We start from the raw sequence: 13,239 nt of genomic DNA, 5'->3' as shown, positions 1-13,239 counted from the left end.
AGCTGTACCAGCAGCGCCGCCAGGACAAGAAGGACAAGGAGGGCCAACAATGAGCGCCCGTGACACCATACTGGCCCGTATCCGCCAGAACCGCCCGGCCGCCACGGCATTGCCGGACATCCATGCCGTACCCTTCATCCGCTACGATGATCAGTTTGCAGCCTTTGCCACGCTGATCCGCAATCTGGGCGGCGATGCCGTGCAGTTGCCGGATGGGCAGAGCGTGGCCGATGTCGTGGCTGCGCGCTGGCCGGATGCCGGTCGCACCGTCGACCTCACCGTGCCACAGCACGAGGAAGTGGATGATCCACATGCCTGGCACGATGTCGACGTCGCCATCGTCCCCGGCCAGCTGGCGGTGGCAGAAAATGCCACGGTCTGGGTCAGCCATCCGGACAACCGTTTCCGCTCGATTTACTTCCTCACCCAGAAGCTGGTACTGGTGGTGCCGCGTGAGGCCATGGTGGACACCATGCGCGATGCCTATGCCCGCATCCAGCTGGCCGAGCACGGCTTTGGTGCCTTCATTTCCGGCTCGTCGCGCACCGCGGATATCGAACAAAGCCTGGTAATGGGTGCCCATGGCGCCATGGCCGCACTGGTGATTTTTGTCTGATTTGTACGCACGGAGCATTGCTTCCTTGGGCCCCTGCGGGGGCCTTTTTTCTGCCCGCCATTTCTCTCCACCATGTCGATCAGACATGAAAAAACCGCCAGTCTGGCGACGGGCGGTTTTGAGCTGGCAGCGGTCAATACTCAGCGGTTGACTTCCACCTTGTAACGCGGCGGCAGCAGCAGGGCCGGCACTTCGCGCTGTGCCTTGCGGCTACGGCGGCTGCCCGCGGTCGGATTGATGGTTTTCAGGCCCTCGCCCGACTTGCCCACCATCAGGGCAGAAGCCGGCAAGGACATCGGATCACGCTGCGATTCACGCGGGGTGGAACGCACCGGGCTGCTGCGGCCTTCGCGGCCTCCTTCGCGGCCATAATCACGCCCCCCCTCGCCACGGGAAGATTCGCGGCGCGGCGCGGCTTCGTCACGCGGGGCGGCGGCTCCCGGCTGGAAGCCTTCCACCACCTGCGGTGTCAGCGTCTGGCGGGTCAGCTTTTCAATCGCCTCGTGCTGGCGGGTTTCCGCCGGGCTCATCAGCGAAATGGCGATGCCACTGGCACCGGCACGGCCAGTACGGCCGATACGGTGTACATAGTCTTCCGGCGAATTGGGCAGCTCGTAATTCACCACGAAGGGCAGTTCGGTAATATCCAGGCCACGGGCCGCCACATCGGTGGCCACCAGCACGCGCAGGCTGCCTTCCTTGAAGGAGGACAGGATTTCCAGGCGCGAGGCCTGGGCCTTGTCGCCATGGATGGCTTCGGCCACCAGGCCATCACGCTTGAGATCACGCGCCAGTTGGTCGGCACTGATCTTGGTCTTGCAGAACACGATGACCTGGCTCATGTCGCGGGTCTTGATCAGATGGCTCAGCAGATGGCGCTTGCGCCCGGCATCCACCGAATACACCAGCTGCTCCACCTGCTCGTTGGTGGCATTCTGCCGCGCCACTTCCACCGTCTGCGGATCTTTCATGAAGTCCGCGGCCAGGCGCTTGATTTCCGTGGCAAAAGTCGCCGAGAACAGCAGGGTCTGCCGCTCCTTGGGCAACATGCTCATGATCTTGCGGATATCCTGGATGAAGCCCATGTCCAGCATGCGGTCGGCTTCGTCCAGCACCAGCACTTCCACCTTGTTCAGCTGGATGGTTTTCTGCTGGATATGGTCGAGCAGACGGCCCGGCGTGGCGATGACGATTTCCATGCCACGACGCAGCTCGGCGGTTTGCGGGTCCATATTCATGCCGCCAAACACGGTGGTGGCACGCAGCGGCAAATACTTGGTATAGGTTTTTACATTCACGCCGATCTGGTCGGCCAGCTCGCGCGTGGGCGACAGCACCAGCGCACGCACCGGGTGCATGGCCGGCGATACGCTGGTATTGGCGAATTTCTTCAGCCGCTCCAGGATGGGCAGCATGAAAGCGGCAGTCTTGCCGGTGCCGGTTTGCGCCGCCGCCAGCAGATCGCGACCGGACAGAACCAGCGGAATGGCCTTGGCCTGGATGGGGGTAGGCTCGGTATAGCCTTGCTCTTCAATGGCACGAAGAATCTCGGGCGACAGCCCGAGTTCGGAAAACAGCATGTGTGTGCTCCTGCAATTCGGTTGGGTGATGGCGGCGCAGCGGGCGACGCATCCCCTTGTTCATGAACATGACCGTGCTGAAATGGCAACGCCGCCCATCACGGGCGGCGGTTGGCAGGCATCAGGCCATGTGATTGGCAACGCTGAGCAACAGGACGACAAACAACCAAAGCAGGGCTGAGCGCCACACCAGTCCGACGGCACTTTTCAGAAAGCCTGGATCAGCCTCGTCGCCCAGGCCCAGTTCAGGCCGGAACTTGATGGTGTAATCCTGTCGGAGCGGATCGCCCAGTTTGACGCCCAGCGCGCCGGCCGCCGAGGCCAGCAGAATGCCGTTAGCGTAATTGCCCCAGGTTTTTGCCTGCGAGCGCCAGCAGTAAACCGCGTCTTCAAAATCGCCCATTACGGCGAAGCTGGCTGCGGTCAGACGCACCGGCAACCAGTCAAGCCAGGCAGCCGCACTGCCGGCAAAACGACCAAAGCGGTCTTCCTCTGCCTGACGGCCCCCCCACTTCTGGCCGAGCATGCTGCACAGACGGTACAGCAAGGCACCGGACGGACCCGGCAGCAGAACAAACCAGAACATGGTGCCGAATACGTGACGATAGCTGTCCACCACTCCCTGCTCGATGGCCAGTCGTGAAATCTCGCTCACCGACAATTCGGCCGCCGGCAAACCAGTCCAGCGCGACAGTGCGATACGGGCGTCCAGATCACGCCCCTCGGCCAGGGCCAGGGAAATCTCGGAAAAAGCGCTGGAAAAGTGGCGGAAGCCCATGGTGAGATAAAGCACCAGCACGTTCCACAGGATGGCCAGCAGCGGGTTGGCCGCATACAGGGCGTAGTATACCAGCAGGCTCAGCAACACCGGCGGCAGGATGGCCAGCATCCACGCAAACACGCCATGCCGGTTGGCACCGGCATTGAGGTTGCGTTCCAGGTGATTGGCATAACGGGTGAACACATGCCAGACGCGGTTACGGTTGCCCAGTGGGCGCAGCTGTTCAAGTGCCAGCGCAAATATCAGGGAAATCAGGGTCATCAGATTTTTGGATGGTGGTTTGCTCAGGCCTAGCGGCGAAGATACCACATAAGGGGCTGCTGCGCCCACCACATCGCAGCAGCAGGCGGGAGAAAGCGCGAGAAAACCGGCTCAGGCCGAACCGAGAAAGCGGCGGCCGCCTACCGGCTGCGGCTGCTGGCCGCCACGGTCATAGCTGAGGGTGGCAGCCGCGGCCTGGCGCAATACCGCCAGTGACTCTTCAACCTGCCCCAGTTGCTGCTCGATAAAGCTGCCATTGAGCTGGTTGATGCCCTGTGCACGGTGGATCTGGTCTTCCAGTGCCAGCCAGGCCTGCCGCTCGGCCGGCTTGTCCGCCAGCCAGAGATACACGGTGTCGCTATCCGACAGGCCCAGCGACTTCATCAACTGGGCACGCTGCTGCGACTGGCGGGCCAGTTCGTCCAGTACCTTGCTCTTGCTGTCGGCCAGCGCTTCCAGCAAATGCACCTGACCGGCAATCATCACCTGCTGTTCCTGCTGCAGCAGTTCAACCAGCCGCAGCACATGGGCGGTTTCCGCCTGGCACAGCTCGGCAAAGCCTGGTTGTTGATTCATGGCAGCGTCAACCATTGCGCCGGGCTTACTGGTTCAGCAATTCTTTGGTGGAAGCGATCAGGCTGTCGGCAATCTTGCCCGGATCGACCGAAAAGCTGCCGGATGCAATGGCGCTCTTGATGGCATCCACTTTGGCGGCATCGAACGACGGCTCGCTATCGCCCGCCTGGCTTGCCAGGGCGCTGATACGGCTGGCCAGCGGATTGATTTCCACACTATCGGTCGGGGCCGCACTGGTCGCAGAGGCTTGCGTGCCGGCATCGCGCTTGGCCAGCTTGCTTTGGCTGGCATAGGCGCCAACCGCACTGCCCGAGTTGTCGATTTTCATGGTGGGACCTTCCAAACTAACGAGGGGTTTGTTCTATTATCGGCTGAAAAAGCAATCTCTTGAAAATTTATTCAGTACGACAGGCTGACGGTGCCATCCGGTTGTACCATTCCGCGCACCACCCTGCCACTACTGAGCCGGACCGACACCGCTTCGCCGACCGCGGCATTGCCATTGGCCGTGCCTTCGGACAGCACGCTGAAACCGTCGCCCCCGGCCGACACCTTGACCGGTTGTCCGGCGCGCACCGCATAGGGGGCATGCACCATGAAATTGCGCAGCCAGCTGCCGGCCGGTGCCCCGCTGCGCATGCTCTGGCCGACCGCAAGGTCAACGCTGTTGATGACATTGCGCGCCATCGCCGGATTGGCCATTTCCACCAGCTTCACATCGCCAGCCTGCAGCACCTCGCCAGCCGCCACCGAGCGGGTCAGTACCACGCCCAGCTGCTTTTCACTGACGGTCACCGGCAGGCGGATGCTCCAGCCGCTATCGGGGCAGACGATCACCAGGCTGGTATTGCCACTGGTCTGGGCCGTATTGGACCAATCCACCTTGGGGCTGCTGCAGGCGGGCAGTACCAGCCGCCGATCCAGCCGCCCCAGCTTGTAGCTGGCCTGGCGCTGGCTGACCTCCTGCTGCATGAAGCGGTCGGCCAGTTTTTCCAGTGCCGCCATGTCCTGGTTGGCCGCAGCGCACACCATGCCGGACAGCAGCATGCTCAGAAACAGATAAGGGAATTTCATCCTGCCATTGTATCCAGTCCGGTTGCCAATGCGTATCGGCGCAAGCCGACTGCCATCAGAGTGGCAAAGCCGGCAACAGTTGCATGCTGCAATAAAAAACAGGCTCCTGACGGAGCCTGTCTGACTGACTTGGGCCTATCTTAGCCAGCCAGCGTCTGTTCGACAAAGGCTTTGACCTTGGCGGCATCGGCGTCGAATACCACCACTTTTTGCGGCAGATCTTCCAGGCCGTCGAAACCGGCCGGACGCGGCGGATCGCGGTCCAGTGCCTCGCGGATGGTATCGGCAAACTTGGCCGGTAGCGCCGTTTCCAGGCAGACCACGGTTTCGCCCGGCAGGCGCAGCTCGCGGGCCACCTTGATGCCGTCGGCGGTATGGGTATCCACCACCACGCCATCGCTGGCATCCACGGCACGAATGGTGGCCAGGCGGTCGGCATGGCTGCTCTTGCCGGAGACAAATCCGAACTTGCCGGCTGCATCGCTCAGTCTGGCGGACAGATCAAAACCCTTGCCGGCATCGACATCGGCCCACAGCGCCTTGACCGCAGCACCGTCGCGGCCCAGCAGGTCGAACACGAAGCGCTCGAAATTGGAGGCCTTGGAAATGTCCATGGACGGGCTGGAGGTGACATAGGTATTGGCCGTGCCGCGAGGACGGTAGACACCGGTACGGAAGAATTCGTCCAGCACGTCGTTTTCGTTGGTGGCGACGATCAGGCGCTGTACCGGCAGGCCCATCTGGCGCGCGATATGGCCGGCGCAGACATTACCGAAGTTACCGGACGGCACACAGAAGCTGACTTGTTCGTCATTGCTGCTGGTGGCGTTGAAATAGCCCTTGAAGTAGTACACCACCTGCGCCACCACGCGGGCCCAGTTGATGGAGTTGACGGTGCCGATCTGGTATTTGGCCTTGAAGGCGTGGTCGTTCTGCACGGCCTTCACGATGTCCTGACAGTCGTCGAACATGCCCTTGATGGCGATGTTGTGGATGTTGGCATCCTGCAGGCTGAACATTTGTGCGCGCTGGAAGGCGCTCATCAGGCCATCCGGACTCAGCATGAAGACATTGATGCCCTTTTTGCCGCGCATGGCGTATTCGGCGGCACTGCCGGTATCGCCGGAGGTGGCACCCAGGATGTTCAGCGACTGGCCTTTCTTGGCCAGCACATATTCAAACAGATTGCCCAGCAACTGCATGGCCATGTCCTTGAAGGCCAGCGTCGGGCCATTGGACAGCTCCAGAATCACCAGGCCATCGGACAGGCGCTTGACCGGGGTGATGGCTTCGCTGCCAAACACGGCCGCGGTATAGGTGCGGCTGACGATGTCCTTGAGGTCGGCCTCGGGAATATCGGTGGCGAACAGGCGGATGATTTCAAATGCCAGTTCGGCATAGGACAGACCACGCCAGGCATCCAGCTGGCTGCGGCTGATCTGCGGGTAGCTTTCCGGCAGCGCCAGGCCACCATCCGGTGCCAGGCCCATGAGCAGGATGTCGCTGAAACTTTGCGGCTGCATGCCGCCACGTGTGCTGAGATACTTCATGATCAGTTGGTCAACCTGTACAAATTGGAGGGCTGTTGCGGGCAGGACGCGCTGCCCGCAGCCTGTTATTCGGCGCCACTGGCATCCAGATGGTGGCTGCAGGCAGCGGAGGCTTCTGCCAGCCGCTTTTTGCCGCGCGGATCATCCTTGCGGATCTGTCCGGTCAACACCCCCATCACTTCTTCCGAGGTAAAGGTGTTGGCCAGGTGTTCGCTGGCGCACTGGCAGTATTTCTGGACCTGGGCGTCGGAGTGCTCGGCCACCCCGTCCGATGCCGGGGTGCGCTTGATACAGCTGCGCATCAGGAAGCCCTGCAGCAGATTATGCTGGCCGGGCGTCAGCGGCGTGGCATACAGCGCCGAAGCAGTCAGGGCGCAGGCCATGCCTACGCCATTCATCCAGAGTCTTGCCATTGCAACCATCCAGTCGCCGCCCCGCCGGCAATGACGGGGCGAATGCCTTAGTCGTTGAGTTCTTCCATGCGCAGGCGCACTACCTTGCCGGCCACACTGTCCAGTGCCTCGATGGCGGCGATGGCGGCGTTGATGGCACCTTCCTGCACCCGGTGGGTGAGGATGACCACTTCGGCATTGCCTTCGCTGGCCGAGCCCTTCTGGATCAGCGCTTCGATGGAGATGTCGTTTTCTGCCAGCAGACCGGTGATATTGGCCAGCACACCCGCGCGGTCGGCGGCGCCGATACGCAGGTAGTAAGAGCTGTATACCTCGTCGATCGGCAGGATGCGCAGGTCTTTCAGCTGATCCGGCTGGAAGGCCAGATGCGGCACGCGGTGTTCCGGGTCGGCGGTCAGCAGGCGGGTCACGTCGACAATGTCGGCCACCACGGCGGAGGCGGTCGGCAGCGCGCCGGCACCGGCACCGTAGTGCAGGGTCTGGCCGACGGCATCGCCCTTGGCCAGTACCGCGTTCATCACGCCGTTGACGTTGGCAATCAGCTGGCTTTCCGGAATCAGCGTCGGATGCACGCGCAGTTCCACGCCGGCATCGGTGCGGCGGGTAAAGCCCAGCAGCTTGACGCGATAGCCCAGTTCTTCAGCGTATTTGATGTCCACGCCGTCCAGCTTGCTGATGCCTTCCAGATAGCAGCGATCAAACTGCATGGGAATGCCAAAGGCCAGGGCAGCCATGATGGTGAGCTTGTGGCCGGCGTCGTGACCTTCGATATCGAAGGTGGGGTCGGCTTCGGCGTAACCCAGGCGCTGCGCTTCGGCCAGTACGTCGGCAAAGCTGGCACCCTTTTCGCGCATTTCGGTCAGGATGAAGTTGGAGGTGCCATTGATGATGCCGGCGATCCATTCGATGCGGTTGGCCGACAGGCCCTCACGCAGCGCCTTGATGATGGGGATGCCACCGGCCACGGCCGCCTCGAAGGCCACCATCACGCCCTGCTCCTGGGCGCGGGCAAAGATTTCATTGCCATGCACGGCCAGCAGCTTCTTGTTGGCGGTCACCACATGCTTGCCATTGGCAATGGCCTGCAGCACCAGTTCCTTGGCCACGGTGTCGCCACCGATCAGCTCGACCACGATGTCGACTTCCGGATCGTTGACCACGGCAAAGGCATCGGCGACCAGTTTGACATCGTCGCCCACCAGCTGGCGCGCCAGCTCCAGATTGCGGCGCGAGGCAATGGTCAGGCGGATTTCACGGCCGGCGCGGCGGGCGATTTCCTCGGCATTGCGCTTGAGTACGGTGGCGACACCGCCACCGACAGTCCCCACGCCCATCAGGCCAATATTGATCGGTTTCATTACCATCTCCATGTCTGTCTCTAGTGTTTTGTCCCGGGCCGACGGCCTCTTGGCAAAACGGCTGTGGCCGGCTTGCCAGGAGGTCTTCAGGCAGATGACATGGCCGACGAATGTACTCTCCGTCGGCCACGTGATGCATCAGGCGGTGCCGTGACGCTGGCGATAACGCGCCAGGAAACGGGCAATGCGGCCTATTGCTTCGATCAGGTCATCCGAGTTAGGAAGGAATACCACGCGGAAGTGATCCGGCGCAATCCAGTTAAACCCGCTGCCCTGCACCAGCAACACTTTTTCTTCCTGCAGCAGTTCCAGGATGAACTGCTGGTCGTCACTGATGGGGTAGATTTTCGGGTCAAGTCGGGGGAACAGGTACAAGGCGCCTTGCGGCTTGACGCAAGTCACCCCCGGAATGTCGGTGAGCAGCTTGTGCGCCAGATCGCGCTGGCGGGCCAGCCGGCCGCTGGGTGCCACCAGGTCGTCGATGCTCTGGTAGCCGCCAAGGGCGGTCTGGATGGCAAACTGCGCCGGCACATTGGCACACAGCCGCATCGAGGCTAGCATGTTGAGCCCCTCGATATAGTCGCGCGCGTGTTTTTTCTCGCCACACAGAATCATCCAACCGGCGCGATAGCCACAGGCGCGGTAGTTCTTGGACAGGCCGTTGAAGGTGACCACCAGCAGGTCCGGCGCCAGCGCGGCGATGGAGGTGTGCCTGACTTCGTCGTACAGCACCTTGTCGTAGATTTCGTCAGCGTAGATGATCAGCTGGTGCTGGCGCGCCAGCTCGACAATCTGCTGCAACAGCGCCGGCGGGTATACCGCACCGGTGGGATTGTTGGGGTTGATCACCACGATGGCGCGGGTATTGGGAGTGATCTTGGCGCGGATGTCGTCGATATCGGGGAACCAGCCCTGCTCTTCGTCGCAGACATAATGCAGCGCCTTGCCACCGGCCAGGCTGACGGCGGCCGTCCACAGCGGATAGTCCGGTGCCGGCACCAGCACTTCGTCGCCATTGTCCAGCAGTGCCTGCATGGCCATCACGATCAGCTCGGACACGCCGTTGCCGATGATGATGTCGTCCATGCTGACATTGGGCAGGTGCTTTTCCTGGGCGTAATGCATGATGGATTTGCGCGCGGCAAACAGGCCCTTGGAATCGGAATAGCCAGAAGCGGACGGCAGGTTGACGATGACGTCTTCGATGATTTCATCCGGGGCAAAAAAACCGAATGGCGCAGGATTGCCGATATTCAGCTTGATGATGCGATGGCCTTCGTCTTCCATCTTCTTGGCATGCTCAAGCACCGGGCCACGGATGTCGTAGCAAACATTGGCGAGCTTCTGCGATTTGTGTACTGGCTGCATGGTGGCCTGTTTTTCCGTCACGGGCCGCGCCCCGGACCCTGCGGCGGTCTTGCGGCGGCGCGGTTTGTTGTCTTTCATTGGAGTCCCTTGTCTGTCCCGGCCATTGGCGACACCGTCCGGCAACGGCAGGTCAGGGTATAATCCTATCCCAAACCGTGCTGCACTGCATTACGGAGTGCGCGCATGCGCCAGCGCGCCACCAGCGCCGGCGTCAGCACCATCAATACCCTTGCAGGAAAGCGAGCCCATGAAAATGCATCAGGCCCTGGGACAGGGCAAAAACCTGTTTACCGGTTATGGCGAAGGCCATGTGCTGATCAATGCCGAACGTCACGAGGGGAATCTGATCGTGACGCCGGACAGCGTACAGCCCTGGGGTGTGGATGACTTCTCCAGCCTGGCAGAGTCACATTTCAACATGCTGCTGGATTTGCAGCCCGAGGTGGTGCTGTTCGGCTCCGGCGCCAGCCTGCGCTTTTTCCATCCGCGCCTGATGGCCGCACTGGTCAATGCCGGCATCGGCGTGGATGTGATGGATACCCAGGCCGCCTGCCGCACCTTCAATATCCTGATGGCAGAAGACCGACGCGTGGTGGCCGCCATTCTGGCGATCTGAACCGGCACGGGCAGCACGGCCGCGAGGCGGATTTAATGCAGCTTGAGCGCTGGCTGCGCGCTTTGCCGCAGCTTGTCACCCAGATACAGCAAACCGGCCAGACGCCAGCCATACAGCACCGCCTGATGCTGACGGTACAGACCGTTGTAGATCAGCCTGGCACCGCGCCCTTCGACAAGATATTGGCGCTTGGGCCCGGCCAGCAGATTACCCACCGCACCCTGCTGGCCCAGCGACACCAGCATTCCCTTGGGATGGAAAACAAAGGCCGGTCCCTGGCCGCCTTGCAGTTGCAATTGCAGGGTTTGCGCCAGCCAGCGCGCTTGCTGATGCGCCACCTGGGCAGTGGCGGGCAAGGGATGGCTGCCATGGCTGTCTGGCGCGGCAGCACAATCTCCGATGGCGTAAATATGCTGACTCCCCTGGCAGCGCAAATACTCATCCACCGTCAGTTGCTTGCTGCGTGTGGTGCGCAAGCCATCCAGCCCGGCCAGCCAGTCTGGCGCCTTGACCCCGGCGGCCCAGACGATGAGGTCGGCGGCGATTTCCTTGCCACCTTGCAGCACCACCCTGTCTGACTGCACTTGGGCCACGCGGCTGCTGGTCATCACCGTGATATGGCTGGCGCTCAGTTGCTGCTCGGCATAGGCCGACAATGCCGGTGTGCCGGCTTGCAACAAACGCTCGGCGCCCTCGATGACATAGATTTTCACCCGCTCCGGCTGCAGATTGGCGCCATACAAATGCAGCTCGAACAGGGCGCGATGCAGCTCTGCCGCCAGCTCAACCCCCGTGGCGCCACCGCCAATAATGGCAATCTGCAGCGTGCTGTCAGTGTCGGCGGCATTGGCACAGCGGAATGCCAGCTCCAGCACGCGCTGGCGCAGCTGCTTGGCATCGGCTGCATTATTCAGCTGCATGGCGTACTGTGCGACCCCTGGCGTGCCAAAATCATTGGTTTCGGCGCCAACAGCCAATACCAGATAGTCGTAGTGGACTTCGCGCTCAGCGCTGAGCAGCTTGCCCGCTTCGTCCAGCACGGCGGCCAGCTGCACGCAGCGCCGCTGCTGATCCAGTGCCTGCATGCGGCCATATTCAAAGACATAGCCATTGCGGTAGCCATGCGCAAAATAATTGACCTCGTCCATGCCGGTATTGAGTGCGCCACTGACCACTTCGTGCAGCAGGGGTTTCCAGATATGCGCTGGCGCGCTGTCGATCAGCATGATGCGTGCTGCCTGCCGTTTTCCCAGGGTACGCCCCAGACGGGTGGCAAGCTCCAGGCCGCCGGCACCGCCGCCAACGATGACAATGGTGGGTAAAGCAGAGTGTTGGCTCGTCATGTATTTTCCTGCGGTAGAAATTGAAAGCCATGCGCGATGTCATGGGCAAGATGCGATCTGCCATCCATGCAGATCGCGCTGTAGCATATTTGCCATGACTGCGAGCACCTACCGGCCATCTGGCCGGGCACTACCGGCTGGCTTATTCAGCAGAACACATGAAAAGGCCCCGCAAGCGGGGCCAGTTCCAGACGACAACACCCTTGGCATGCCGCACACCAGTCAGCCATCAGGCATGAGCGGCCGCTTCTCCACCAAACTCTTCAAAAGCTTGCAGCGCCTCTGCCGCCGTCATCAGCGACGGTCCGCCGCCCATGTACACCGCCACTTGCAGCATTTCCATGAACTCGGCGCGGCTGCAACCCAGCTCCACCAGCGCCTTGCTATGGAAGGCCAGACAGCCCTGGCAACGGCTGGCGATGCCGATGGCCAGCGCGATCAGCTCCTTGGTCTTGTTGGACAGCGCGCCATCGGCATGGGCGGCGCGGCTCATCTGGCCGAAGCCCTTCATGGTTTCAGGTATTTCGCGGCGGAAGTCGGCCAGCTTGCTGCCCAGATCGCGGGCCAGTGCGGTGTAATCATGACTCATGGAAAGCTCCTCAGCTGTTTTGCATGATTTATATTATATATTTTTATATAATATTGCAAGCCGACCAAGCAGCTTGGCGATGCGCCCGGCCTGCGTGGTAATCTGCCGCATCCACCTTGGCCAAGGACAGACCGTGCCCCACTCCGCTTCCGAACTGGCAGATTATGATCACGTCCGGCAATGGGCGATGCAGTCGCTGTTCCAGCATATGGACGATCTCTACCAGGGCACGGTAATCGTGGACGAGCAGGCGCGCATCATCTGGATCAATGCCCGCTATGCCGGGCGCTTCGGCTTTGCCGACCCGCAAAGCGCACTGGGCCAGCCAGTGGAAAACGTCATTCCCAATAGCCAGATGCGCGAGGTGCTGCGCACCGGCGAACCCATGCTGCTGGACATCATGCCCACCGGCGACGACCAGCTGGTGGTCACCCGCCTGCCGCTGAAGGATGCAAGCGGCCGTACGGTGGGCGCGGTCGGCTTTGCCCTGTTCGACCAGATCCAGTCACTGGCACCGCTGGTGGCCAAATTCACCCGGCTGGCCGAGGAACTGGCCGCCACCCGCGAATCGTTGGCGCAGGCCCGCCGTGCCAAATACAGCTTTGAACATTTTGTCGGCGACAGCCCGCTGATCAGCGAGGTCAAGCGCCAGGCGCGGCTGGCGGCACCGCTGGAAGGGGCGGTGTTGTTGCTGGGCGAAACCGGCACCGGCAAGGAAGTGCTGGCCCACGCCATTCACGCTGCCTCGCCACGGGCAGGCAAGCCGCTGGTCAGCCTGAACATGGCGGCCATTCCCGACACCCTGCTGGAAGCCGAGTTGTTTGGTGCCAGCGCCGGCGCCTATACCGGGGCGGACAAGAAAGGTCGCAGCGGCAAGCTGCAACTGGCCGATGGCGGCACGCTGTTTCTGGATGAAATCGGCGACATGCCGGCCGCACTGCAGGCCAAGCTGCTGCGGGTATTGCAGGACAAGGAGTTCGAACAGCTGGGCTCCAACCGCGTGCTGCGCGCGGATATCCGCATCATTGCCGCCACCTCGGCCCGGCTGGAAGAAAAAGTCAGCGCCGGCAGCTTCCGCGCCGATCTCTACTACCGGCTGAATGTGCTGACCATC

Annotated in this window: 14 protein-coding genes; 3 read left to right on the top strand and 11 right to left on the bottom strand. The window is 61.8% G+C overall.

The window, feature by feature from the left end:
- The first annotated feature begins 49 nt into the window (after nt 1-49).
- Nucleotides 50-616, top strand: a complete 567-nt coding sequence (locus tag JHD64_RS19570) for an LUD domain-containing protein (protein ID WP_059287145.1) — start codon at nt 50-52, stop codon at nt 614-616.
- Nucleotides 617-756: 140 nt separating this feature from the next.
- Here the strand turns inward: JHD64_RS19570 and JHD64_RS19565 are convergent, their stop codons facing one another.
- The 9 genes from JHD64_RS19565 to JHD64_RS19525 all read right to left on the bottom strand — a co-directional run bounded on the left by JHD64_RS19565 (nt 757) and on the right by JHD64_RS19525 (nt 9,577).
- Nucleotides 757-2,196 carry a DEAD/DEAH box helicase gene (locus tag JHD64_RS19565; RefSeq protein WP_199055154.1) on the bottom strand — a complete coding sequence of 480 codons (1,440 nt, stop codon included), beginning with the start codon at nt 2,194-2,196 and terminating at the stop codon, nt 757-759.
- 121 nt (nt 2,197-2,317) lie between these two features.
- A complete protein-coding gene (locus JHD64_RS19560) occupies nt 2,318-3,238 on the bottom strand; it encodes a CobD/CbiB family protein (protein ID WP_059285345.1) in 921 nt (306 codons plus the stop codon).
- A 111-nt stretch (nt 3,239-3,349) separates the two neighbouring features.
- Nucleotides 3,350-3,814, bottom strand: a complete 465-nt coding sequence (locus JHD64_RS19555) for a flagella synthesis protein FlgN (protein ID WP_158527726.1) — start codon at nt 3,812-3,814, stop codon at nt 3,350-3,352.
- A gap of 25 nt (nt 3,815-3,839) precedes the next feature.
- The gene (flgM, locus tag JHD64_RS19550) at nt 3,840-4,142 is read right to left on the bottom strand and encodes a flagellar biosynthesis anti-sigma factor FlgM (protein WP_059285363.1); all 303 of its coding nucleotides are present in this window, start codon (nt 4,140-4,142) and stop codon (nt 3,840-3,842) included.
- A 71-nt stretch (nt 4,143-4,213) separates the two neighbouring features.
- The gene (gene flgA / locus JHD64_RS19545) at nt 4,214-4,888 is read right to left on the bottom strand and encodes a flagellar basal body P-ring formation chaperone FlgA (protein WP_233170623.1); all 675 of its coding nucleotides are present in this window, start codon (nt 4,886-4,888) and stop codon (nt 4,214-4,216) included.
- 140 nt (nt 4,889-5,028) lie between these two features.
- Nucleotides 5,029-6,438 (bottom strand): threonine synthase, encoded by a 1,410-nt coding sequence (thrC, locus tag JHD64_RS19540; RefSeq protein ID WP_059285347.1) that lies wholly within the window; start codon nt 6,436-6,438, stop codon nt 5,029-5,031.
- Nucleotides 6,439-6,503: 65 nt separating this feature from the next.
- The gene (locus JHD64_RS19535; protein WP_146215961.1) at nt 6,504-6,851 is read right to left on the bottom strand and encodes a hypothetical protein; all 348 of its coding nucleotides are present in this window, start codon (nt 6,849-6,851) and stop codon (nt 6,504-6,506) included.
- Between the two features lie 47 nt (nt 6,852-6,898).
- Entirely contained in the window at nt 6,899-8,209 is a 1,311-nt protein-coding gene (locus JHD64_RS19530) for a homoserine dehydrogenase (protein WP_059285349.1), read from the bottom strand.
- 138 nt (nt 8,210-8,347) lie between these two features.
- Nucleotides 8,348-9,577, bottom strand: a complete 1,230-nt coding sequence (locus JHD64_RS19525; RefSeq protein ID WP_059285366.1) for a pyridoxal phosphate-dependent aminotransferase — start codon at nt 9,575-9,577, stop codon at nt 8,348-8,350.
- Nucleotides 9,578-9,824: 247 nt separating this feature from the next.
- Between JHD64_RS19525 and JHD64_RS19520 the strand changes: the two genes are divergently transcribed.
- The gene (locus tag JHD64_RS19520; protein ID WP_059285365.1) at nt 9,825-10,193 is read left to right on the top strand and encodes an Mth938-like domain-containing protein; all 369 of its coding nucleotides are present in this window, start codon (nt 9,825-9,827) and stop codon (nt 10,191-10,193) included.
- A 32-nt stretch (nt 10,194-10,225) separates the two neighbouring features.
- Here JHD64_RS19520 and JHD64_RS19515 read toward each other — a convergent pair whose 3' ends face one another.
- Nucleotides 10,226-11,536: an NAD(P)/FAD-dependent oxidoreductase gene (locus JHD64_RS19515; RefSeq protein ID WP_199055150.1), complete on the bottom strand. Its 1,311-nt coding sequence runs from the start codon at nt 11,534-11,536 to the stop codon at nt 10,226-10,228.
- Nucleotides 11,537-11,765: 229 nt separating this feature from the next.
- Nucleotides 11,766-12,125: a carboxymuconolactone decarboxylase family protein gene (locus tag JHD64_RS19510; protein WP_059285351.1), complete on the bottom strand. Its 360-nt coding sequence runs from the start codon at nt 12,123-12,125 to the stop codon at nt 11,766-11,768.
- Between the two features lie 133 nt (nt 12,126-12,258).
- Here JHD64_RS19510 and JHD64_RS19505 point away from each other — a divergent pair.
- A partial coding sequence (locus tag JHD64_RS19505; protein WP_370540988.1) for a sigma-54 interaction domain-containing protein occupies nt 12,259-13,239 on the top strand: 981 nt, incomplete at its 3' end.

This window comes from Aquitalea sp. ASV15 (assembly GCF_016429115.1).
GTDB classification, from domain to species: Bacteria; Pseudomonadota; Gammaproteobacteria; order Burkholderiales; family Chromobacteriaceae; genus Aquitalea; species Aquitalea magnusonii.
Note: the sequence above shows the minus strand (reverse complement) of the source record. Positions and strands in the feature narration are given on the sequence as shown.